Raw genomic sequence first — 24245 nt, forward strand, 5'->3', positions numbered from 1 at the left:
CCTTCCCCGCGTGCGGGGAGGGGGAGCAAGATTTGGTTCGCTGTTCCTTATAGCAAGTAACTCGTAGCGTTCCCTCGCGCGGGAACGCACCCTACCCCTATAGTCCAGAAACCCGGTTTCTTAAAGAAACCGGGTTTCTCAGTACCTCACTAATATGAGAAAAGCTATACATAAGGATTGCCGGCGCATGCATAAGGATTGCCGGTGCATGCATGAGGATTGCCGGCGCATGCATGAGGATTGCCGGTGCATGCATGAGGATTGCCGGCGCATGCATGAGGATTGCCGGTGCATGCATGAGGATTGCCGGTGCTTGCATGAGGATTGCCGGTGCATGCATGAGGATTGCCGGCGGAATGCCGGTGCTATAGCAGTTCTCAGTGAGGTACTGAGAAACCCGGTTTCTTTAAGAAACCGGGTTTCTAGACCCTAGTTCATCCAACTTATAACCTCTATAAAGTATTTTGCCGGCCCTCTCACATGCCGGCGCTTAATGTATAATTAATATAGGAAATTGCGGCACTCAATTTTGTGGCTTTTGGTGCCGGTTACGAACCGCGCTAACCCACCCTAAAGATAGATAGATAGAGGCTGTGCGTAAGTCCAATAGAGCCAAGCAAAAAGTTACATCCCTACTGGAATGACAAGATTCGTCCATGACCAATTTGCCAAGCAATATCTGAAAGAGCTACTAAGTCCTATGGGGCAAGTAGAAACCAGCCGGGATATGGCGGGATAAGTCCGGCAAATCGACGTGTGGTTTGCCCCCACATCCCGGCAGGCAGGCGTTGCAGAAACCCTGGGATTGCTGGGAAAAATTGCGGCCAAACCGGCAGTGTTTGAGCCTTTCCGCAATGCCGTTGCGCCGGCGCATATTTGCAGCTGCATCAGCAAGCTGTTCCAGTTTCATGCGGAATTAGAGCGCAACCGGGAGAGTGGCCTAATTGACGAGGCTGACTTACCGCAACTGTGGGTCCTGTCTCCTACCGTTTCTGCCTCAATCTTAGAAGACTGTGGCGCTAGACAGTATCCAGATACGTGGGTGAGAAGGGTTTATTTTATGGCCCCCATTTTAAAAACAGCAATTGTCGCCATTCACCAACTGCCGCGCACCCCAGAAACCCTGTGGCTGAGGGTTTTAGGGAAGGGAAACGTGCAAAAACAGGCTATTGCCGAGCTGAAAGCCCTCCCACAGGATAGCCCATTCCGGTTTAATGCGCTAGAATTGCTATATAACCTGCGAACAATTTTAGAAGTCCGTCAAGACTTAGATCAAGAAGACCGGGAGTTAATTATGGAACTGTCACCTCTCTATTTGCAAAGGCTGGAAGATGCCACGCAAGCCGGTGTCCAGCAGGGAATCCAGCAGGGCGTCCAGCAAGGAATCCAGCAGGGCGTCCAGCAAGGTCAGCGCCTGATGGTTGAGAGCATGCTTCAGGTTAAGTTTGGGGTTATCGATGAGGAACTGTCCCAAATTATTGAGCCTTTGATACAGCTTGAACCTCTGGAGCGCACCCAACTCATCATGCTGCTCAACCGGGAAGAACTCCTAGCTCGGTTCCGCCGGCAAAACTAACAACATGCACAGTTTGTAGAGGGGCAAAATGAATTCTGCCGTGCCAGCCGGTGGGGCTAAAGCCCAACTACAAACTTCCAATCGCCGGGATATCCCGCAATAAGCGATTTCATCCTCGCCGGCATATCTTGGCAATCAGTAACCCGCGCAGGCGGGTTTTGTCTGTGTAGCCGCGATTTCCAATCGCCGGGATGTCCGGCAACAAGCGATTGACAATCACCGGCATGTCTTTGCAAGAGTAGGGCAATTTTACCTCACTCAGTTTGCATCTTTTATAGGAGGCGGAGCCTCCTGTGGGGCGTTCCCAGGCTCCGCCTGGGAACGCGGTGTCAACTTCACTAGCCGGTGCAGCCCCTGAGATTAACCCCTACTTCGCACTCCCCCTCCCCGTGCGCGGGGAGCGGGTGGGGTGTCGGGTTCGCAAAGATGTCCCCCCCCTAAATCCCCTTCCAAACCCGAAGTTCAGCGTGACGCGAAGCGCCTCCCTGGCAAATCTAAAAAAACTGTAAAAACCTTGTGCCGGCGCAAGAGCTGTGCTTAAATAGAAAAAAACTGATAAAACAATGTTAGAGTTTAGGACTTAGGGGTCAGGGGCCAGGTCTTAGGTTGGCGGTCGCACTCCAACCCATCCCCCATCGCCGGTTCCCAATCCAAAATCCAAAATCTAAAATCCAAAATCCAAATGCTCGCTATTCCTGGCTACGAGACTCTCGCCCAAATCTATGAAAGTGTCAACTCCCTCGTCTATCGAGCTATCCGCTTGGACGACAGTCTCCCCGTCATCCTGAAAATTCTCAAAGAAGACTATCCCACGCCGGCTGAACTCACCCGATATAAGCTAGAATATGAAATAACCCGGCGGCTGAATATATCTGGGGCTGTCCGAGCCTACGGCTTGGTCAAGCACGAAAACAATCTAGTCATGGTGCTGGAGGATTTTGGCGGCGAATCCCTAAGAAAATGGAGGGAACATGCAAGGTTTGAACTGCCAGAGTTCCTGGCGGTTGCCATCAAGACCGCCGATAATTTGGGCCAAATTCACGCCGCCAATATCGCCCATAAGGACATCAACCCGTCCAATATTGTGCTCAACCGAGACATCGGCGAGGTCAAAATCATCGATTTTGGCATTTCCACCGACCTGAGCACAGAAAATCCGGCCTTTCGCAATCCCAATGTGCTGGAAGGCACCCTCGCCTATATCTCGCCGGAACAGACCGGCAGGATGAACCGCAGTCTGGATTACCGCACGGATTTTTACTCCCTCGGCGCAACTTTTTACGAGCTGCTCACCGGCACCCTGCCCTTTACCGCCACCGACGCAATGGAGCTGGTGCACTGCCACATTGCCAAGATGCCGGTGCCGCCCCATGCTGTTGGGATTCCCAAAGCCGTCTCAGACATTATAATGAAATTGCTCGCCAAAACGGCAGAGGAGCGATACCAGAGCGCTTGGGGGATTAAAGCTGATTTAGAAGAGTGCCAATCACAGCTGCAGGAAACCGGCAGCATTTCAGAGTTCCCACTAGGCCGGCACGACAGTTCAGACAGACTGCAAATCCCGCAAAAACTGTACGGCAGAGAGCGCGAAATAGAAATCTTGCTGGAGGCGTTTGCCCGGGTGAGCTTGGGGACCTCGGAGATGATGCTGGTTGCCGGCTATTCCGGCATCGGCAAATCAGCCCTCGTCCAGGAAATCTACAAACCGATTACCCGACAGCGCGGCTATTTTATTTCCGGCAAATTTGACCAGTACCAGCGGAATATCCCCTACTCCGCAGTCGTCAGCGCCTTTTCTGCCCTGATCCGGCAACTGCTCACGGAGAGCGAAGCCCAATTGAGCCGGTGGAAAGACAAACTCCTCGCTGCCTTTGGCCCAAACGGGCACATTATGATTGACGTGATTCCAGAAGTGGAGCTGATAGTCGGGAGACAGCCGGCTGTCGCAGAATTAGCCGCAGCGGAATCGCAAAACCGCTTCAACCTCGTCTTTCAAAACTTCATCCGCGTCTTCTGCCAAAAAGAGCACCCCTTAGCCATCTTCCTCGACGATTTGCAGTGGGCGGATTCCGCCACCCTGAAACTGATTGAACTGATGATGCGGGATGAAGAACTCGGCTATCTGTTGCTGATAGGAGCCTATCGCGACAACGAAGTCAGCCCGACACACCCCACCGCCACCACCATCGAGAAATTGCGGGAGGGAGGAGTGCCGGTGAGCGAGATTTCCCTAGCGCCCCTGAGCGCCAAACAGATATCGCAACTGATTGCCGAAAGTTTGCGCAGCGACGCGGAAACAGTCAAACCCCTGGCTAAACTGGTGCGGGGCAAAACCCAAGGCAACCCCTTCTTTGTCAGCCAGTTCCTCAAGACGCTAGCTCAGGAAAAACTGCTCGTGCGGGATGCCGGTGCGAGACAGTGGCGGTGGGATGTCGCTCAAATCAAAGCCACCGGCATCACCGACAATGTGGTCGAGCTGATGGTAGGCAAATTGAAAAAACTGCCAGAAGCCACCCAGCAAGTTTTGCGCTTAGCCGCGTGCGCCGGCAACCATTTTGATTTGCGCACCCTTTCTATTATACACGAAAAAACGCCAGCCGACACCTTTCAAGACATCGCGCCGGCCATTCAAGAAGGGCCGGTTGTCCCGCTTTCCGAACTCTCACTCACCGAAAGCGCGGACCCAATTAACTCCCCCCTGACTGTACTCGATTATAAATTCCTGCACGACCGCGTGCAGCAAGCCGCCTACGCCCTGATTGACGAGAACGCCAAACGGGCAGTCCACCTGAAAATTGGGCGGCTGCTGCTGCAGAACATCCCCAGAAGTGAGCTGGGGGCGAGAATCTTTGAAGTCGCCGACCACCTGAATTTGGGCCAGGAATTGATAGAAGAGCGCGGCGAAAGAGTGGAATTAGCCCGCTTGAATTTAGAAGCAGGTAAAAAAGCCAAAGACGCCACCGCTTACGCCGCCTCCCTGGAATATTTAAAAGCCGGCATCGCTTGCGTGCGCGGGGATTTTTGGGCCGAGGATTACTCGCTGGCTTTGGCCTCCTACAGGGAGCTGGCCGAGGTAGAATATTTAAACGGGAATTTCCAGGAGTCCGAAACCTTAATCGAGCTGATTTTGCAAAACCTCAAGTCGGATCTGGAGAGAGCGGAGATTTACAACCTGCTGCTCATGCAGTACACCCTGAGCGCCCGATACGAAGAGGCGATAGAAACCGGGCGAAAGGCGCTGGCGCTGTTAGGCGTTGACTTGCCAGAAAGCAATTTGCAGGAGGCGCTCGCCGCCGAAATCGCCCTAGGCAAAGAAAACTTAGGCGGGAGAGAAATTGCTTCCCTCATCGACTCGCCAGAAATCGCCAGTCCAGAAATGAAGCTGGCTGTACAATTATTAACAAATATAGACCCACCAGCCTTTTTTGGCAAACCAGAGCTGTACCCGATTATCGTCGCCAAAGGAACCAATATTTCTCTGAGATACGGCAATATTGCCGAGTCGGCAAAGGCGTTTGTCACTTACGGGATTGTCCTGGGTTCTATTTTGGGGTATTATCAAGAGGGGTATGAATTTGGCGTGCTGGCGGTGAAGGTGAGTGAAAAATTCCGCCACTTGGGCCAGAAGTGCAGCGCTTATTTGGTTTTGGGAGCCTACTTGAATCAGTGGGTCAAGCATATCAAATACGCCGAGGCGATTTTAAATGACTCCTATCATGCCGGTTTAGAAGTTGGAGAGTATCGCCACTCAGGATACGCCCTGGAATACCAGTTGCGCTACCTCTTCTATCAGGGGAAAAATCTGGAGGATATTGCGGCTAATGTTCCCAAGTTCTTGCATTTCAACCAAAAGATCAAAAATCAGTGGGCTATTGATGGCCTGCTGGGCTTGAAATTTCCCCTGTGGAATTTAACCGGCAGGACTGAGGGAAAATTTGTCTTCAAGACAGAGGAACTGAGCGAGACAGGCTTTTTGCAAAACTGTTTGGCGAAGAAAAGTTTTGCTTGGCTTTGCACCTACAATATTTTCAAATCCCAGATTCTATACCTGTACGGCCAGCTAGAGGATGCCCTAAACTGTTCCTTAGAAGCAGAAAAATACCTAGATTGGATTTTAGGTATTTTCCAGACCTCGGAATATATTTTTCACTCCGCTATCATCCTGGCCGGCCTCTATCCACAAGCCCCCGCAGAGCGGAGACAGGAATACTGGGAGAAATTAGAATCGCATCAAAAGCAGATGAAGATTTGGGCGGAGAATTGCCCCGATAATTTCGCGCACAAATATCTGCTGGTGGCAGCAGAAATGGCCCGCATTTCTGGGAGAGGGGAAGAGGCGATGGACTTGTACGATCGCGCCATTCTCTCGGCTCGCGAAAATGAATTTATCCAGAATGAAGCCTTAGGCAATGAACTGGCGGCGAAGTTCTGGCTGGCGAAAGACAAACCGGAGTTTGCCCAAATTTACCTGAGAAAGGCGCACTACGGCTACCAGCTGTGGGGTGCCAAACGCAAAGTTGAGGATTTGGAAGAACTTTACCCCAACTTGCTCGGCAAAAAGCCGGCGGGTGGCGTGCGAGACGCCGCCATCCCGACGACGATTACCTCCACGGGGCGCAGTGGCAGGGCGCTGGATTTCTCCACCGTCATGAAAGCGGCGCAAGCTATTTCTGGGGAGATCGTGCTGGAGAAGCTGCTGGCGAAATTGCTGGATCTCGCCATCGAGAATGCCGGCGCTCAAAAAGGTTTCCTTATTTTATCACAAAACGGGCAGCTTGTGATAGAAGCGGAAGGGGAAGTGGATGGGGAAGTGCGCGTGTTGCAATCCGTGCCGGTGGGCAGCTGTGCGAATCTGCCAGAAGCGATCGTCAATTATGTCGCCCGCACTCAGGAAAATCTGGTCTTAAATGACGCGGCACGCGAGGGAATTTTCACCACAGACTCTTATATTATCGCAAATCAGCCCAAATCCGTTTTGTGCGCCCCCATCCTCGACCGGGGGCAACTCACCGGCATCTTTTACTTGGAAAATAACCTGACTGCCGGTGCCTTCACCCCCGCCCGGCTGGAAGTGGTGAGAATTCTGTCTTCCCAAGCGGCGATTTCCATTGAAAACGCCCTCCTCTACCGCACTCTGGAGCAAAAAGTAGAGGAGCGCACCGCCCAACTCGCCGACGCCTACCAAGAAATTACGCTGCTCAACGAGCGGCTGAAAGCCGAGAACATGCGGATGGCGGCGGAGCTGGACATCACGCGCCGGTTGCAGCAGATGATTTTGCCGAAAGCCGAAGAACTCCGCGAAATTGCGGATCTGGACATTGCCGGCTTTATGGAGCCTGCTGACGAAGTGGGCGGCGACTACTACGACGTGCTGCAGCGCGACGGGCGGGTTAAAATTGGTATCGGGGACGTTACGGGGCACGGCTTAGAAAGTGGGGTGCTGATGATCATGGTGCAAACCGCAGTGCGCACCCTGCTGGAGGCGAACGAAACCGACCCCAGAAAATTATTGGACGCCGTTAACCGGACAATTTATAATAATGTACAGCGGATGAATTCCGACAAAAACCTCACCCTCACCTTGCTGGACTGCAGTCAGGGAACCCTGCGGTTGAGCGGACAGCACGAAGAGATGATTGTCGTGCGCTCTGGCGGGAAGGTAGAGCGAATTGATACAGTGGATTTAGGGTTCCCCATTGGACTGGAAGCGGATATTGGCGATTTCGTCGCCGGCACAGAGGTGCGGCTAAACCCGGGGGACGTGGCGGTACTCTACACCGATGGGATTACCGAAGCGGAAAATCCCGACGGGGTGCTTTACGGGCTAGACCGGCTCATTGAGGCGGTCAGCCGCAACTGGCAAAAGCCGGCGGAGGAAATTAAGCAGGCGGTTATTGAAGACCTGCGCCGGCACATCGGGGAACAAAAAGTTTTCGACGACATCACTCTGGTGGTGTTAAAACAGAAGTAACGAGGGAGAGCGGCAATGGGTAAATTTCCTGCAGGTCAATTTATCCTTAAATTTTTTTTAAATTTTCTTACCAACCCTTTAGAATTTTGGCACATGGGGAGCGATATGGCCCAGATATTCGGAGAGTTTGATAGCGACCTTCCTGCCACCCAGGAATACCTGATTATTGGATTTTCGCCCAGTTCCATCCCGCTGAAGCAGCGCTGGCGCAACAATGGGCTGTCGGCAGATTTTTTGGCCGACTACTTGACAACCTTCTTTCCGGGGGGTTCAGACAACTCCCCCTCAACCGAAAAGCAAGCGGAAGTCAAGTGTGCTGTCAGCTACATCGCCAACGAGCTGCTGGAGAACGCGATGAAATTTAGCGACGAAACATCGCAGCGCCCGATCAGCATTCAACTGCACTTGAGTCCGGAGAGGATTGTGTTTGTCACCACCAACACCGTCTCCCCGCAAGCCGTCGATAAGTTTCAGGGATATATCCGGGAGCTGACGGCTTCCGACCCGGCGGACCTGTATATCGGCCAGCTGGAAAAAAATGCTGAAGACGACACCAGCTACGCTTCTATGTTAGGCTATTTAACGATGATCAATGATTATCAGGCTAAAATCGGGTGGAAGTTCGAGACAGTCGAAACAGATCCAGAAGTCATCACTGTTACCACAATGGTGCAGCTGAGCGCCTAAACTGCGAGGAACAGCCCAACATCAGGAGCTAATAAAAACGATGGAGATCAAGAGCGAAGATTACAGCATCTGGTACGAGCCGGACAAGGCCACCGTCACCTGCCAGGGGGCACTCCGGCTGAGCGGAATGGACGAGTATGCGCCCATCGTGCAGTTGCTCAATGATGCGATCGACAAACACCCCCCCCAGCTAGTGCTGAACCTACAGGAGCTAGATTTTCTTAACAGTTCCGGCATAAACGTCCTGTCGAAGTTTGTGATCAAGGTGCGCCAGAACGGGAACGTTAATCTGGTGGTGCGGGGGTCTAAGAATATCCCCTGGCAGGGGAAATCCCTGAAAAACTTGCAGCGCCTCCTGCCTGCTTTGCAGCTGGAATTAGAATAGAACTCAGAGCGGTGTGTGGCCCGCACCGGCAGGGCTCTCGTGCGGGAGTGGGGCAAGTAAATATCCTCTGCCGCTCAGAGAGATTCTTTGCGAGCCCGCCCTCGCGAGCGGGAGAGCAAAGACTTTTGCCCTTTGAATCGCCTCGCTCCCCAGGGGCGCAGCCCGCCAGCGCCCCTACCGCCAGGAAATGCGCCACCAACTGCGGCCCGCCAAAGCGGCCCCGCGCTTCTGGCCTTTTGCTTGCCACCGCCAGCGGATGAAAAGCCCAATCGCTGAACACTAAGTAAATTTACCGAAATGCCGAGCTCGTCCGCGTCGCGCTTCCTGGACTTTTGCCGGCGATCTCGGTATATTTACAGAATCGGGACGCACGGCACCGGCCAAACACGCAAATGGGGTTTTCCAAGGGGCAATTGAGAAACAGTATGATGCAGCAAAAAAAACCGTCCACACAACAGCTCTTGCAGGAGATAGAAAGCCTGCGGCGGGAAGTCGAACAGCTGAAGCTGGAAAAAGCAGACTTGCAACTCTTGCTGGGAACTGCCACTGCCGATACCGGTGTTGCTCTCCGCCACCTGTACGAGTCGAACAAGCAGCTGCAAGCCGAACTGGCTGCGGCGATAGCGCTGCGCCAGTGCGAGTCAGCCGCCCTGCAGTCTAAGCTAGCAGAACTGCAGTCGCTGTTGGAAAAGGCCGCTACAGAAAAGGCCGACCTGGAAATCTTGCTGGAAACGACAATAGCGCACGCCGATACCGTCGAGCAGTTGCTGCACAGCCAGAATATTCGCGATCCGCTGACCGGTCTTTTCAACCGGCGCTACATGGACAGGTCCCTGCGGCGGGAGCTGCGCAACGCCGAGCGCCTCTCTCTGCCCCTGGGGCTGATTCTAATCGACATTGACCATTTCAAGCGCTTCAACGACACATTTGGCCATCTGGCGGGCGATGCCGTCCTCCGAGAAATGGGCCGGCTTTTGCAAGCCCTCCAGCGATCCTCAGATATTGCCTGTCGCTACGGAGGCGAGGAGCTGGTGCTAATAATGCCTGCCACTTCCTTGAAAGAAACCGCCGCCAGAGCCGAGCAAGTGCGCCTAGCCGTCAAGCTGCTAAATTTAGAGCATCACCGCCAGCCCCTCGGCAAGATTACCATCTCTCTGGGGGTGGCTTGCTTTCCGGAGCACGGCCAAAGCAGCTCCGCCCTGATCCGAGCTGCGGATGCGGCGCTCTACCGGGCGAAGGCCGAAGGGCGCGACCGTCTGGTGACAGCGGACTCCCTCAAGCCCCTGTAGCGGCAGATGCCCGATGGCCGGTGCTGTGACAATAAAAATTCTCAGAGAGTATATGCTGGATAGAGTCTAGGAGAGCGCGGTACTTTTGTCAAGGCGCACAACCAACGGGCAATGCAGGAAGAACAACCGTCAACAGAACAGCTATTGCTGGAGATAGAAAGGCTGCGCCAGGAAGTGGAACAGTTACAGCAGGAAAAGACTGACCTGGAAATCTTGCTGGAAATGACCGCCGAGCACTCCGATGTGGTAGAAGGTGAGCTGCACAACAAGGCGCTGGAGGCGGTGCGCGAAAGTGAGAAGCGGCTGGCCCAATTCCTGGAAGCGATGCCGGTGGGCGTGTTTGTCGCGGATGCCACCGGCAAGCCCCACTACGCCAATCGCGCCGCGCAGCAGCTGCTGGGCAGCAGTGTCCTGCCTAACGTTCAGCCGGCACAATTGCCAGATATTTATCAAGTCTATATAGCGGGAACCGACCGGCTCTACCCCGAAGAAAAATTGCCGCTGGTGCGGGCGCTGAGCGGCGAAAGTGCGCTCGTTGAAAATATGGAAGTCCGCCAGGGAGACAAAATTATCCCCCTAGAGGCTTGGGCAACCCCAATCTTTGATGAAAAGGGCAGTGTTGCTTATGGAATAGCCGTCTTTCAAGACATCACGCCGCGCAAACAGGCGGAAGCCGAGCGACTTCGCTTCACCTCGGAGCTGGAAGCGAAAAATTCCGCCCTCGAACAGCTCGACAAGCTCAAAGACGAGTTTCTCGCCAACACCTCCCACGAACTGCGCACCCCCCTCAACGGCATTATTGGCATTGCCGAGTCTCTGATCGATGGGGCGACCGGCTCCCTCCCAGAAACAACACTTTCCAACCTGGCAATGATTGTCTCCAGCGGCAAGAGATTGGCCTCTCTCGTCAACGACATCCTGGATTTTGCTAAACTCAAACACCACAATCTCGAACTGAAAAAGATGCCGGTGGGGATGCGAGAAATTGCTGATGTCGTTCTGGCGCTCAGCCGGCCCCTCGCCCGCAATAAACCTTTGCAGCTCGTCAACAGCATTAGCCCCGATTTGCCGCCGGCAGATGCTGATGAAAATCGGGTGCAGCAGATCATGCACAACCTCGTCGGAAATGCCATTAAGTTTAGTGATGCCGGCATTATAGAAGTGTCAGCTGAGGTGGCAGACAAGTGTCCGGGTGCGCGAGTGTGCGGGTGCGACCAGCAGAATAAAGAGTACCTCTGCCCCTCCCCGTGTCCCCCTCTCTCCCCCTCTTACTTATCCATTACCGTTTCCGACACCGGCACCGGCATCCCCACTGACAAGCTAGACCGAATTTTTGAATCGTTTGAGCAAGCAGACGGCTCTACCGCACGCCAGTACGGGGGCACCGGCTTGGGGCTGGCAATTACCAAAAAGCTAGTGGAGTTGCACGGCGGTGAAATTTGGGTGGAGTCAGCCGTGGGGCGAGGTTCGCGGTTTACATTTACCCTGCCGGTGGCAGAGGGAAAGAAGGCGCAAAAAGCAACAAGCAAAAAGCCAGAACAAATTGTCTCTTCTGCCGTCAATTCTCAAGCCCCTCTCACCGGCTCCGAAATTTTAACCCCTTCTGGCGGACAGTTCAAAATCCTGATTGTCGATGACGAGCCGGTGAATCTTCAGGTGCTGGTCAACTATCTCTCCCTGCACAAGTACACCACAGCCCGCGCCTCCAGCGGGCGGGAGGCGCTGAAAATAATACAGCAGGGGTTCCAGCCAGATCTCGTCCTGCTCGATGTGATGATGCCGCGCATGACCGGCTATGAAGCCTGCCGGAAAATCCGCCAGATGTTTTCCGCCTCAGAACTGCCGGTGGTGCTGCTCACCGCCAAAAATCAAGTCTCAGATTTGGTGGAGGGATTCCGCGCCGGTGCCAACGATTACCTGACCAAACCCATCTCCAAAGACGAACTGCTCGCCCGGATAAAAACCCACATCCAGCTGTCGAAAATCAACCAAGCATACGGGCGCTTCGTGCCACACAATTTCCTGCAATTTCTCAATCGAGAGAGCATTTTGGATGTCAAAATCGGCGACCAAGTTCAAAAAGACATGACCGTTCTATTTTCCGATATTCGCTCGTTTACGGCACTGTCGGAAGGGATGAGGCCAGAAGAAAACTTTAATTTTATCAACTCCTACTTGAGCCGGGTGAGCCCGGTGATTCGCACGCACAGCGGCTTTATTGATAAATACATCGGTGACGCCATCATGGCGCTGTTTCCCGAAACCCCCGAAGACGCAGTGAGAGCCGCCATCGAGATGCAAAAACAGGTGTCGGTTTACAACCAGCACCGGCAGAACAGTGGCTACCCTCCCATCGCCATCGGCATTGGGCTGCACACCGGCAGTTTAATGCTCGGCACTGTCGGAGAAGAGCAGCGAATGCAAACCACCGTCATTTCCGATGCCGTCAATCTGGCGTCGCGCCTGGAAGGTTTAACGAAGCTCTACGGTGCCGGCATCGCCCTCAGCGGGCAGACCTTAATCAGTCTCGACGACCTCACCCAATACAGTTACAGATTTTTAGGAAAAATTCAAGTCAAAGGCAAAAAAGAATCTGTTTCTGTCTTTGAAGTTTTCGACGCCGACCCCCCCCATATCCTGGCCCTAAAGCACCAAACACGCAGCCTGTTTGAGCTTGGCATTTTACTGTATCACGAAAAAAATTTACGCCAAGCATTTGAAATATTTCATGAAATTTTACAACTTAATAGCAGCGACAGAGCCGCTGCCTTCTACGTCAAGCGTTGCGAGCAGTTGCTAACTGGCAGCATGCCGGTGGAGTGGGAGGGGATGGAAATTGTGGGTGAAAAATTGTAGAATTCGCATTGGGCATCATCGCACGCTCGCATTGAGCATTGGGCGCTGGGCGCTGGGGATTTTGGATGCCCGGATTTGGGATGGATTGTTTTGCTCAATGCCCTATGCCCTATGCCCTATGCCCCATGCCCCATGCCCCATGCCCCATGCCCCATGCCCCATACCCTATGCCCCATGCCCTATGCCGGTTTTAGCCGCATTAGCCACCTGCTCCACCTCATCTTGCGCCAGCCTCTCCAAAGTCGGGCGGGCGTTTTCTCCGCCGAGGTGCGCTAGGGCTTGCGCCACCCGGTAGCGAATTTGCCAGTCCGCGTGTGCCGCGTGGGGCACCAGCAGCGGGACAGCCCGCAGATCGCCCAATTCCCCGAAAGAACTAATAGCCGCCATCCTAATCAGTTCCTCACCGGCACTCAGGGCATTTTCCAGCAGTTCAAACGAGCGCCGGTCGCCCAGCTCTCCTAGCGCCGCCACGATGCTGAACTTAACCAGCCACTCGGGAGTGGTTTCGTACAGGCGCTGCAAGTCTTCAAAAGCGTCTGTTAACTGCAACCCCCCCAAAGAATCCGCCGCTGCCGCCTGGACATCCGGTTCCGGATCGTTGAGCAAGCGGTCCCGAAGCAGGGTGAAAGTCGTCTGTAAATCTTGACGCCCCAGCGACGCCATTTGCGATACCGCTGCGTAGCGAACGCGGGGGCTGCTGTCAGAAATGGCAGTTTGGGCTAGCTCGAAAGCGCGCGCCGGTTCTAGCTGGCGCAATTGGTTAACCGCTCGGATGCGATCCCCCAAATCCTGCGAACTCAGCAGCTCCCTGACAGATTCAGGAGTAGTGCTCATTGTCTCTATAATTTCACCTAAGTTGCTAGTTCTAAGTATAAGCAATCGAGCTCCCCCTTTCCCCCTGAGAAACCGGGTTTCTGAATAAATCTCTCGGGGGAGATGCAAAAGTTTTTCCAGAAACCCGGTTTCTGGGAGCCTGAGAGCCCGGGTTTCTGAATAAATCTCTCGGGGGAGATGCAAAAGTTTTTCCAGAAACCCGGTTTCTGGGTAGGAGCCTGAGACACCGGGTTTCTGAATAAATCTCTCGGGGGAGATGCAAAAGTTTTTCCAGAAACCCGGTTTCTGGATGGGAGCATTATTCAGCTTCACCAGCCGCCATTGCTCGCACAATATCCCCACGGGTGAGGATACCAATCACATGGCCCGCGCTGTCAAGCACCGGCAAGCGGTTAATCCCGCGATCGTGCATCAGCTTGGCCGCCTCTCGCAGGGGTTTATCCGGTGTCGCTGTGATCGCCCCCGGGCTCATCACTTCCCCAACCGTTTGCCCGAGCGCCTTGTGCAGCTCTCGCTCGTAACGGGCTGGATTTTCCAGAAATATCAGGCTGTCGAGCAACATGATATAGGGCGGGGGAGTCGCCCCAGTTTCCCGCCACATCAAATCAGTCTCAGAAATAATGCCCACCAACTTGCCGCCACTGTCCACCACCGGCAAACCGCCAATGCGGCGTTCTGCCAGAATCTGGATCGCCTCCTGGAGAGGGGTCTCGGGCCGCACCACAATCGGATCGCGGGTCATCACATCGGCAACGGTCTTGGGCATGCTGAAGGCAATTTGCTACAGAAATCCACTGCCATCCCATCATACCTCTGTGCGGGCACCGGCACCGGCACATGGCAGGAGCGCCGGCTGGCAACCGTTACAATCAGAAATGTAAAGATTCATGTAGCCCCCACTCAATGGCACAAGCGGACAGCGACGAACAGCACCCAGAGCCGAAATACCGCTGCGTCACAGTTTGCCAGCACACTTCATGCCAGCGAAACGGATCGGCAGAGGTGCTGCAAGCTTTTCTCGCTCACAGACACCCCGGATTCTCTGTCAGCCCCAGCGGCTGCCTGGGCCAGTGCAGCTCCGGGCCCACGGTGCGGGTGAGTCCAGACGAGATTTGGTACTGCCGGATCGGACCGAGTGACGTGCCGGTGATTGTCCAGCAGCATTTGATTGGAGGAGAGCCGGTGGACGCCAAACTCCACCCCAGAATTCACCCCCGCTTTGACTGAGCCGGCAGAAACCCGGTTTCTGCAAGAAACCGGCTTTCTGGCCAAAGTGCGGGGGCTCCGCCCCTAGCCCCGCACCCCGGGCGTAACAGCTGACAGCACCCAAGAGCGGATCGCGGCATTCACCTGTTCTGGCACTTCGTCATGGGGGCAGTGACCGGCTTTCAGGTAGTATTCCGCCAGCTGCGGGTAATATTGCTTAAACTTAGCGCCCCGCTCTCTGGCATTCATCCACGGGTCCGCCTCGCCCCACAGCATCAAAAGCGGGCAAGTCAGCCGGTTGAGCAAGACATCTATTTTTTCCCCCTGCGGCGACTTGAAGACGGAGGCGAAAACCTTCGCCGCACCGGCATCGCAGGAGGGGCGATAGATGTCCTCCACCAGCTGGTCTGTCACCGCGCTCTTGTCAAGATAGACTTTTTCTAGCGTTTTGCGAATCACCGACCGGCGGCGCGCGTGCTCGAAGAGCAGGAAACTGGCCCACTCTTGCAGCAGTGCCGACTGAATGGCTTTTTTTAAAGCCGTCCGCCAGGGAGAGGGAGAGGCTGCCGGCCTGTCTGAGGTAAATGGGCCCGCACTGTTGAGCAGCACCAGACCGGCAGCATCATCCCGATACTGCGCCGCAACGCACAGCGAGACATAGCCTCCCAGGGAGTTGCCCGCCAGCACCGCCGGCTGGCCTATCGCGCCGGTGATGAAATCGCGCAGCTGCTCTCGCCAGAGCTCGCCACTGTACTGCCAGTCTGGCTTAGCCGAACGCCCAAACCCCAACAGGTCAATCGCCCACACCTCGAAATCGTCCTGCAGGCCGGCGAGATTTTTGCGCCAGTGGTCTGTAGATCCCCCAAAACCGTGAACCAGCAGCAACGGCGGGCGTTGCGGGTGCCGGCTGCCGGCACGCACGTAGTAGATAGACTGCTCGCGCCACGTCCAGTGTGCGCCAGAAATTGCAGCGGCTGTTACCTGCATGGTAAACATTCAATAAATTTTGTTAACTATGATAAAGCCTTGGGTTAGGGCTTAGGGGGTAGGGGTTGGGGGTGAGGTGTTAGGCATGAGGTGAGGTTTTAGGGGTGAGGGGTTAGAGGTCAGGGGTGAGGGTGAGGGCTCAGGGGTGAGGTTTTCGGAGAGAAGTGGATGGGGGTTTTTATATTTAATTTACACTATATCTTCATAGGTTATTCCTCCCATAATATGATTGTAAACGTCGGTATGGGGGAGCTATGTCCTGCCTATAACAAGCAGATTAAAAGCCTAAGCTCTGAATAGACCCCATGTCCCACACCCCATGCCCCCCCAAGCCGCTGCCCCATGCCCCATGCCCCACGCCCATTAATTTCAGGGCGCGAATCTGCCAAAATATTGTCTTAGCCCAAAGACGAGCCAACTCACCAGTCGTTTCCAGGGGAGCCGGTAGAAGCAGATGGCCAACCAGACACCCAAATCAGTTAAGCGCTATATGATCGTTTGTGGGACTTGTGGGAGCTACCCAAAACCGACTGCGGAGTCGGGCGATATTGAGGCTGGAATTCCTTTGGCGGCTGGCAGAGCGCACCGGCACGAGGCAGGTTGCGCTGCTATTCCCAAGAAGCAATTCCCCCTGCAGGGGGCAAACCGCCACCTCTTTCCAGACTGCACGTTTACAGGTGTTCAAGGTTGATATAATGACGCAACATAAAATAATGGAACTTGCTAAGCAAGGGAATCCCCAAGCCATCAAAGCCCTGCTCAACCAATCTCTCCAGCCTGAAGGCATCTCTGTCAGAGTCAGGTTAAAAAACAACTGTTTGACGGTGATTGCCGAATCGAGCGAGCCCCCGGAAAAATCACTCACGGTGAAATTTATCCGCGAGAAGATGGAGGATTTGCGCCCCCAATGGGCACACCGCGTGGTGGTGCATGGACGAGCCGCTGGCAATACCTCTACAGTCTGGCGTGTGGGGTTTGACTTGTATTCGGAGCCAGAGGCTCCCACAGCGGAGCCGCCGTTTGATGTTAGCGCTGACAACCCGTTTGGGCCGGTGGGAAGCGAGACGCTCAGCCCAGCCCCCACCGAGGAAACAGCCGGTCCTCCCAGCAGCCAGCCCCAGAGCGGACTTCGCCCCTTGAATCCCGCTCTGGAGTCGATTAAACTTCCCCTTATCATAGGAGTGTACGCTATCGTTACTGCTAGTTTGGTTGCTCTATCATTCAGTATCAAGTGGGTGGCCATTGAACTGGCAGAACTTTATATTTACAGCATTCAACTCGTGGGAGATATGTTGCGCGCTATTCAAATTGTGGAAGTTTTAAATATAATGGTATTTGCTATTTTTGGGATGGGGTTCGGCGCTGCTACCGCACTCTTGCCGCCGGGCCGCCCCCGCTATGCCAGCACTATTTTATTAATTATTTTAGTCCCCATAATCGCTAGCACTAGCGATATCTACGGGTACTATCATTGGATCGATCAGGTAGCCCTACAAGAAAAAATTTCTTACCAGCAAGCCACAGAAATCACGGACTCTTTTTTGATGAAACGTGCCGGAACTAAAGGATTTTTAGGTTTCTATTTACATACGGCAGATTACCCGCTGATCCCGACCCGTACCTCCCTGATGGAGAGTTCAGTCAATGAAAAAGAAGAAGTCGCATCAAGATTCGCTAGCTTAGCTCGGCTAACCCCAAAGAGAATGGGCGCGATATTTTCCATTGCCGGCTGGTTCGTCCGGGGATTCTATTTATTAGTAGCGGCGGTGGTCACTGCCGCCCATTACCGGGAAGGGATCGGGGAAGTTTCCAGAATAATTAGACAGGGCCGTTTTAACGGCTGAGTGCGCTAACCTCCCGCCAGCCGGTCGTGTCTCTTCAAGAGCGCCTTATTTTCACCGGCACAAAGGGCACCAGCGCCCCCTGCTGAAATCTGTTTCGCCATCCTGTCAGTCCGTTTCATATCCCATTTTTCATCTGGGTCAGGTGCCCAGAACCCGGCTTTCAAGGGAGGTGCCGGTGTTCGGGCACCGGCTGCCTGTGGCCTCTTTGACGAGCGCAAGGGAGCGGTTCGGGGATCGCCTCAGGCGATCGCTTCACTCTTTGCCTGCACCATACGCCACTTTCCCGACCTCTCGCGCCCGCCGAATGTGGGCTGCGAACCGTCAGGCACTGGGCCGACCGGCACGCCCTATACAGCAGTAGCCACTTAGGGAACGGACGTAGGACAGGCGTCCCGCCTGTCCCTATACTTACTATAGCAATATTCACTTAGGTTCGGACACGCTCGTCGAAATGATCGCCTATCCTAGGTGGTTCCGACGTAGGGCCGGCGTCTCGCCTGCCCTAACCAATATGACGGCTGCTATACTAAGTGAGAGGCCCTGCCGATACATTTTTGCTCTCAATTGCTGTCAGCATATGGTGGCAAATCGCTTGCTGCTGCCAGCCCTAAACTGACTGTCTATTGCTAGAATATTCAATCCGTTTAATTGCTCTTATATCCTAAAGAGGGGAGCAGCAGCTAAATCTTCGCGTCTGCCATTTCTCCGTCAGAGGCCCCCAAAAAATAATAAAAAGCAATCAACCGGATTTTCTGGCATAGCTTAACTGGCTGCCGCTGCCGCAGGCATTTCCGAAGCAGGGGGGGCTGCCTCGGAAAAGTGGGGCCTAGCGGAACATGCTGCTGACGGAAGAATCTTCGTGAACGCGCCAGATGGTTTCACCGAGCAAGTTAGCCACCGAGAGTACAGTCAGCTGTTTAAAGCGGTGTTCTTCCGGCACAGGAATGGTATTGGTCACGATGACTTCCTCAAAAACGCCGCTGGAGAGGCGCTCAACTGCCGGTGGGGAAAAAACCGCATGGGTGGCGCAGGCATAAACCTGGCGGGCACCCTCCCGGCGCAAAAGCCGGCCCCCTTCGGTCATGGTGCCCGCCGTGTCGATCATGTCATCCACAAGGACTGCTGTTTTGCCCTTCACGTCGCCAATCACATTCATGACTTCCGCCACATTGTGCGCTTGGCGGCGCTTGTCAATAATCGCCAGAGGCGCATCATTTAACTTTTTGGCAAACGCCCTCGCGCGCGCCACACCGCCCACATCCGGTGAGACCACCACCAAATCTGACAGCTGTTTCCTGTGCAGGTAATCGAGGATCACCGGCGAACCGTAGACGTGGTCGCAGGGAATGTCGAAGTATCCCTGTATCTGGGCGGAGTGCAAATCCATCGCCAGAATGCGATTCGCTCCCGCTTGGGTGATTAAGTTGGCCACCAGCTTGGCCGTAATAGACTCCCGCCCTGCCGTTTTGCGGTCAGCCCGGGCGTAGCCATAATAAGGAATAACTGCCGTAATTTGCCGAGCCGAAGCCCTGCGACAGGCATCGATGAGGATCAGCAACTCCATCAGGTGATCGTTGACCGGGTGGCAAGTCGGCTGGATCAGATAAACGTCACAGCCCCTGATGGATTCCTGAATTTGAACGTATATTTCTCCATCTGCAAACCGCTTTCGCACCATTGGCCCCAGGTCGAGACCCAGGTAACGAGCGATTTCCTGGGCCAGAGGAATATTGGCTGACCCAGAAAACAGCCGCAGCCGGTTCTGATCGGCAACAGATGGCAGAGCACTCTCAAGAGTTAAAGTAGCAGAACGGATCACAGCAGACCCTCGCAGCGCGTTCATTCACCGACATCTTATCATCCTTATTTCCAATTATTGTCTGAGATTTCACGGAAACAGACACCGGCACCGGCTGCAACATTTTTTTATAAAATCGACAATCTTGACTGACCGCACCCGCTCCCGGGCCACCCACTCAAAGGGCGGCTTGCGGGAACCCCGCTCCCCTCCCCGGTTCGCAGGGGCGGGTTTGCAAAGAATCTGGGCTTCCTACAGAGATCAGGGGTGAACCCGCCCCTACAAGGCAGGGGGCTCGCTCGGCGTGTCAGGAGGGAGTTCCTGCTGGTCTCAAGGCAAAAGCCCCCCAAGAGGAGGGAGCGTGTCAAATAAGTCTTGCCACCGGCACCCCTAGTGAGAAGCCAGGTTTCTTTTCGTGGCGAAACTGATACCTAATGGCCCACAGCCTCTGGGGTGCCGAGGCGTGGCCGGTGTCTGGCGGCTTCAGTTTTTCTCTGCAAACACACACCACAAGTCGCGGCGCACCCGCGCTGGGGAAAAATAAAAATAAAATGAAAACATGTCGGGAACGCCCCAGAGGCATTAACTTCTTAATACCTGTAAGGAAACTTTAAGATTTATGAGCTTGAAGGATCGGATTGGCGAAGACATCAAAGCCGCCATGAAATCTAAGGATAAACTCCGCCTGGAAACGGTGCGCAGCATCAAAAAAGTGCTGCTGGAAAAAGAAGTCAGCGTCCGCCCTGCAGGCCAGGAGCAGCTGACCGAAGCCCAAGAACTGGAAGTGCTGGCCGGGCTGGCCAAGCAGAGGCGGGAGTCCATCGAACAATACCGGCAAGCGGGACGGGAGGATCTGGCTTCCAAAGAAGCCCAGGAACTGGCGATCGTCGAGGAGTATCTGCCAAAACAGCTCTCCGATGAAGAACTGAGCGCCGCACTCGACGAGATTATCGCCCGAGTCGGTGCCACCACCGCCAAAGATATGGGCAAAGTCATCGGACCGGCCATGCAAGAATTTAAGGGTAAAGCAGACGGCAAAAAAGTGCGAGAGATCGTAAAAGCCAAGCTGAGCGGCTAGGCAAACCGCCCGGGCCACAACTAGACGCACAGCTGGCTGCTCGCAACCATTTCACCGCCCGCCAGATCCCCCGGTGGCGGGCGGGCGATCCGCCGCAGACCTCGCCACAGGCAAAAAATCCGGTTTCTCTCATCCGGTTGGCGGAACTCTACATTTGCCGCCCCTGCTAAGATTCCTGTTGGGCGAAAATTCCGCTCCGAAAGCTTTCCACCCCATCTCCCCTTTGAGCCTTTGAGCCATGCAACCACCCCTTGCCACCGGCACTGTCCTGCAAAACCGCTACCACCTGATCGATATTTTGGGTCAAGGGGGGTTTGGCCGCACCTATCTGGCAGAAGACCAAGGGCGCTTTAACGAACTGTGCGCCCTCAAAGAACTGATTCCCGCTCAGATGAGCGCCTACGCCCTGGAAAAGTCGCGGGAGATGTTCGGGAGGGAAGCCCAAGTTCTCTATCAAATCCAGCACCCGCAAATCCCCCAGTTTCGGGCCACCTTTGAAGAAAGCGACCGCCTGTTTTTGGTGCAGGACTATGTGGCAGGCAAAACCTACCGCACCCTGCTTTTGGAGCGCAAGGCCGCCGGAGGCACCTTCTCACAAGCCGAAGTGCTGCAATTGCTAAATCAGCTGCTGCCGGTGCTGGAATACATCCACGACCGCAGCATCATCCACCGGGACATCTCCCCGGAAAATATCATTCAGCGGGTGTCCGACCGCTTGCCGGTGCTGATTGACTTCGGCGTGGTCAAAGAACTGGCCACCCGCGTGCTGTCCCCCGACGGGCCACCCCCGGCCACCAGCGTGGGCAAAATGGGCTACGCCCCCAGCGAGCAAATGCTTTCCGGTCGCGCCTACCCCAGCAGCGATTTCTACGCTCTAGCCGCTACAGCGGTGGTGCTGCTCACCGGTCGAGAGCCCCTGGAACTGTTTGATGACGTGCAGCTGACTTGGAACTGGCAGCGGTGGGCCCAGGTTAGCCCCCAACTGGCGGCGGTGATCGATAAAATGCTCAGCTACAGGCCGGGCGATCGCTACCTGTCGGCTGGGGAAATCGCAGGTGCGCTCTCTCCCCTGCTCAACCCAACCCCCGCGCCCTCCCCCTCTCCGCCCCCACCCCCTGCTCCCAACCTCTCGCAAGTGCAAACGGTCGCCGTCGGACGCCCCAGTTACGCCCCCGGCGGCAACCAGCCCCCTTCTCCCACCCCGCCCCCTGATGATGAGGATCAGCCTGAGGGTGCGATCTGGGAAAATCCTGTGGGGGTGATACTGATTGGCACCGGCCTGGCAGTTATAACCGGCTTTGGCTCCTGGGCGCTAGTCAAATCCCTGATGCGCCGCCCGCCGGCACCCGAGCCCCCCCCGCCGGTCGTTTTTGCCACCCCGATACTGACACCGGCACCGTCGCCCACTCGCCCGCTCAGCCCAACCCCCACGCCACAGTCCAGCAAGCGCCTGGATGTGCTGCTCGGCAGCCCCACCACTGTTCGCGGCACCCTGCAAGCTGGCGAAACCGTCAGCTATGTGGTTCAGGCACTGTCAGGAGTGGAGTTGAGCGCTCAGATCAAAGGCAAAGATGTCCTGATGACCGTGTTGGGGCCCGACGGCCAGCCCCTGCCCGGACAGTCCCAAGGGGTGTCGGTGTGGCAGCTCACTGTCCCGTCTATCGGCGACTACACCCTCCAGCTCAAACCTGTCTCAGGACCGTCGAAAGCTGACTACGAGCTGGAGGTGAAGCTGCAGTTCGCACCCCTGCCTGCTCCCACTCCCACTCCGACTCCCGAACCGACTCAGACTCCTGAACCGACTCCCATTCCCACTCCCACTCCCAGTTTCACACCGGAACCGACTCCTGCTCCCACTCCCACTCCCAGTTTCACACCGGAACCGATTCCCACTTTCACTCCGACTCCGACCCCCACTCCGACTCCGACCCCGACTCCGACTCCGACTCCGACTCCGACTCCGACTCCGACTCCGACTCCGACTCCGACTCCGCAACCGGAACCCACACCGGCTCCGATTCCCACGCCCGCTCCCACTCCGCAACCGTTTCCGACTCCGACTCCGACTCCGACTCCGCAACCGTTTCCGGCTCCGACTCCGGCTCCGGAACCGTTTCCCGCGCCCGCGCCCGCTCCGGAACCCGCGCCCCTTCCCGCCCCGGCTCCCACACGAGAACCGGCTCTCCCTTCTTTTTAATTCAAAACTCAACCGTCAACTCGCACTCTCACACCCGCCCAATGAACGCACTCCTGATTTCTGGAACCGATACCAATGCCGGCAAAACTGTTCTGACAGCGGCTCTGGCTGCTTACTGGCAGACTTACTGCACTGGGAAAACTCTCGGCATTATGAAGCCGCTCCAGTCCGGTGCGGGGGACCGCGAGCTGTACTTGCGGCTGTTTTCTCTTCACCAGTCCCCAGAGGAAATGACGCCGCTCTATTTCCAAGCGCCCTTGGCTCCTCCCCTGGCGGCTGAGAGAGAGGGGCGTTCCGTGGACCTCGCGCCGGCCTGGCGGGCTTTTGCCGCGCTGCAGCGCCGGTGCGATCTGGTTTTGGTGGAAGGGCTCGGCGGACTGGGCTCCCCAGTCACCTGCGAGCTGACTGTGGCGGATTTGGCTCGCGATTGGCGGCTGCCGGCTGTTTTGGCCGTGCCGGTACGCCTGGGGGCCATCGGGCAGGCTGTGGCCAATGTCGCTCTGGCAAGGCAAGCCGGTGTCTCCCTGGCCGGCATTGTCCTCAACGGTGTCGCCCCTTGCTCTCAGGAGGAGATTGCCAGTTGGGCACCGGCATATTTAATCGAGTCTCTGACTCAGGTGCCGGTGCTCGGCTGCTTGCCCTATCTCGATGACCCAACTGACCTCGCCCAGCTGGCCAAAGCTGCCTCCGATTTGGATCTCGAACAGTTGCTCCCAACTGCCCTTTCGATCAGTCTTCAATCGTAATTTATGGAAATTTAAAAATTGCTATTCATGAAATTTAACTTTTACAGCTTATGAACTTTTATAACCTCCGTTTGATTGCTTAAGAAAATTGCCCTTTCGGGCGGGACCCAACCCCCCAACCCCCTTTTTGCGGAGAGTGGGGGCGGGGGGGAGTGCCCGCCACCTGTTCCTCACCCCTTAGCGAACAGGGAAGGTGCTGTCTTCGACTGGGGTAGCGCCTGTGATCTTGCTGGGGAATTTGCCGGTGAGGTCTGCAACTTGAAGTGCTGAACCTTCCACGCTGACATCATTTAATGGCCAATACCCGACTAAATTCGGCTCTTTGCCGGTGAGCTGTTTGGACATATCAGCCTGAATTTCTGCTTGGGTGCGGGATTTGTTCCAAATCCGAACTTCAGCCATCTTGCCGTGAAATTCACGCCACCCGTTTGCAGGTTTTCGGCGACTAACCCGTAAGGGGTGCTGTTGGGATACTTCATGTATTTGCCAAAATCTGGCCAGACGGCTTTAATCCCTTCTTGAATTTGCGGGTGGAGGCTGGAAAATCCCTCAGCAGTACAGGCTTGCAAATAGGGATTGCTTACATCGGACGTCCAGGTTACCGAGGCCGAAAATGTATAAGCAAGTTCCGCGATTTGTGTGTTGGTGAATCCCCCCTGTTTCGGGAATTTCTGGAACTTCAAATTGGCAGGTTAATATCATTATTAACCCTTGATTTTGCTTTGGCAGGCGTGAGGAACGTGCCACAAATATCCTGCTATTAAAGCAGAAGTTTTATGCGACTTCTTGGT

Annotated in this window: 19 protein-coding genes; 13 read left to right on the forward strand and 6 right to left on the reverse strand. The window is 55.1% G+C overall.

Annotation, left to right across the window (positions count from 1 at the left end):
• Positions 1–154: 154 nt before the first annotated feature.
• On the forward strand, positions 155–433 hold the full coding sequence (locus tag OSC10802_RS50535; RefSeq protein ID WP_155968176.1) for a hypothetical protein: 279 nt from the start codon (positions 155–157) through the stop codon (positions 431–433).
• Between the two features lie 315 nt (positions 434–748).
• On the forward strand, positions 749–1576 hold the full coding sequence (locus OSC10802_RS41150) for a hypothetical protein (RefSeq protein ID WP_232731834.1): 828 nt from the start codon (positions 749–751) through the stop codon (positions 1574–1576).
• Between the two features lie 109 nt (positions 1577–1685).
• Here the strand turns inward: OSC10802_RS41150 and OSC10802_RS50540 are convergent, their stop codons facing one another.
• Complete coding sequence (locus OSC10802_RS50540) at positions 1686–1823, reverse strand: hypothetical protein (RefSeq protein ID WP_155968178.1); 138 nt, start codon at positions 1821–1823, stop codon at positions 1686–1688.
• A 435-nt stretch (positions 1824–2258) separates the two neighbouring features.
• Here OSC10802_RS50540 and OSC10802_RS0121690 point away from each other — a divergent pair, with 435 nt between their 5' ends.
• The 5 genes from OSC10802_RS0121690 (at position 2259) to OSC10802_RS41155 (ending at position 12764) form a co-directional block, all read left to right on the forward strand.
• Entirely contained in the window at positions 2259–7547 is a 5289-nt protein-coding gene (locus OSC10802_RS0121690; RefSeq protein WP_017718868.1) for an AAA family ATPase, read from the forward strand.
• A gap of 105 nt (positions 7548–7652) precedes the next feature.
• Positions 7653–8234 carry a slr1658 family protein gene (locus OSC10802_RS0121695; protein ID WP_026098695.1) on the forward strand — a complete coding sequence of 194 codons (582 nt, stop codon included), beginning with the start codon at positions 7653–7655 and terminating at the stop codon, positions 8232–8234.
• Positions 8235–8274: 40 nt separating this feature from the next.
• Positions 8275–8619 (forward strand): slr1659 superfamily regulator, encoded by a 345-nt coding sequence (locus OSC10802_RS0121700; protein ID WP_017718870.1) that lies wholly within the window; start codon positions 8275–8277, stop codon positions 8617–8619.
• 425 nt (positions 8620–9044) lie between these two features.
• Complete coding sequence (locus tag OSC10802_RS0121705) at positions 9045–9908, forward strand: diguanylate cyclase (protein WP_017718871.1); 864 nt, start codon at positions 9045–9047, stop codon at positions 9906–9908.
• 111 nt (positions 9909–10019) lie between these two features.
• Complete coding sequence (locus OSC10802_RS41155) at positions 10020–12764, forward strand: response regulator (protein WP_017718872.1); 2745 nt, start codon at positions 10020–10022, stop codon at positions 12762–12764.
• A gap of 165 nt (positions 12765–12929) precedes the next feature.
• On the opposite strand, the gene nblB is transcribed toward OSC10802_RS41155, so the two are convergent.
• Complete coding sequence (gene nblB, locus OSC10802_RS0121715) at positions 12930–13598, reverse strand: phycobilisome degradation protein NblB (protein ID WP_026098696.1); 669 nt, start codon at positions 13596–13598, stop codon at positions 12930–12932.
• 298 nt (positions 13599–13896) lie between these two features.
• Positions 13897–14364 (reverse strand): CBS domain-containing protein, encoded by a 468-nt coding sequence (locus OSC10802_RS0121720; RefSeq protein ID WP_017718874.1) that lies wholly within the window; start codon positions 14362–14364, stop codon positions 13897–13899.
• A gap of 137 nt (positions 14365–14501) precedes the next feature.
• Here OSC10802_RS0121720 and OSC10802_RS0121725 point away from each other — a divergent pair, with 137 nt between their 5' ends.
• Positions 14502–14825: a (2Fe-2S) ferredoxin domain-containing protein gene (locus OSC10802_RS0121725; RefSeq protein ID WP_017718875.1), complete on the forward strand. Its 324-nt coding sequence runs from the start codon at positions 14502–14504 to the stop codon at positions 14823–14825.
• A gap of 63 nt (positions 14826–14888) precedes the next feature.
• Here the strand turns inward: OSC10802_RS0121725 and OSC10802_RS0121730 are convergent, their stop codons facing one another.
• On the reverse strand, positions 14889–15791 hold the full coding sequence (locus OSC10802_RS0121730; RefSeq protein ID WP_155968840.1) for an alpha/beta fold hydrolase: 903 nt from the start codon (positions 15789–15791) through the stop codon (positions 14889–14891).
• Between the two features lie 454 nt (positions 15792–16245).
• Between OSC10802_RS0121730 and OSC10802_RS50545 the strand changes: the two genes are divergently transcribed.
• The gene (locus tag OSC10802_RS50545) at positions 16246–16482 is read left to right on the forward strand and encodes a hypothetical protein (protein WP_017718877.1); all 237 of its coding nucleotides are present in this window, start codon (positions 16246–16248) and stop codon (positions 16480–16482) included.
• 22 nt (positions 16483–16504) lie between these two features.
• Entirely contained in the window at positions 16505–17635 is a 1131-nt protein-coding gene (locus tag OSC10802_RS47815; protein ID WP_017718878.1) for a hypothetical protein, read from the forward strand.
• A gap of 826 nt (positions 17636–18461) precedes the next feature.
• Here the strand turns inward: OSC10802_RS47815 and OSC10802_RS0121750 are convergent.
• Positions 18462–19478 carry a ribose-phosphate pyrophosphokinase gene (locus OSC10802_RS0121750; protein ID WP_017718880.1) on the reverse strand — a complete coding sequence of 339 codons (1017 nt, stop codon included), beginning with the start codon at positions 19476–19478 and terminating at the stop codon, positions 18462–18464.
• A gap of 574 nt (positions 19479–20052) precedes the next feature.
• On the opposite strand from OSC10802_RS0121750, the gene OSC10802_RS0121755 reads away from it, so the two are divergent.
• The 3 genes from OSC10802_RS0121755 to bioD all read left to right on the forward strand — a co-directional run bounded on the left by OSC10802_RS0121755 (position 20053) and on the right by bioD (position 23454).
• Positions 20053–20511 (forward strand): GatB/YqeY domain-containing protein, encoded by a 459-nt coding sequence (locus OSC10802_RS0121755; protein ID WP_017718881.1) that lies wholly within the window; start codon positions 20053–20055, stop codon positions 20509–20511.
• 238 nt (positions 20512–20749) lie between these two features.
• Positions 20750–22708, forward strand: a complete 1959-nt coding sequence (locus OSC10802_RS41160) for a serine/threonine-protein kinase (RefSeq protein WP_017718882.1) — start codon at positions 20750–20752, stop codon at positions 22706–22708.
• Positions 22709–22749: 41 nt separating this feature from the next.
• Positions 22750–23454 (forward strand): dethiobiotin synthase, encoded by a 705-nt coding sequence (bioD, locus tag OSC10802_RS0121765; RefSeq protein WP_017718883.1) that lies wholly within the window; start codon positions 22750–22752, stop codon positions 23452–23454.
• A 177-nt stretch (positions 23455–23631) separates the two neighbouring features.
• On the opposite strand, the gene OSC10802_RS0121770 is transcribed toward bioD, so the two are convergent.
• Positions 23632–23856 carry a hypothetical protein gene (locus OSC10802_RS0121770; RefSeq protein WP_017718884.1) on the reverse strand — a complete coding sequence of 75 codons (225 nt, stop codon included), beginning with the start codon at positions 23854–23856 and terminating at the stop codon, positions 23632–23634.
• Positions 23857–24245 lie beyond the last annotated feature (389 nt).

The sequence above is a fragment of the Kamptonema formosum PCC 10802 genome, assembly GCF_000332335.1.
Lineage (GTDB): Bacteria > Cyanobacteriota > Cyanobacteriia > Cyanobacteriales > Oscillatoriaceae > Oscillatoria.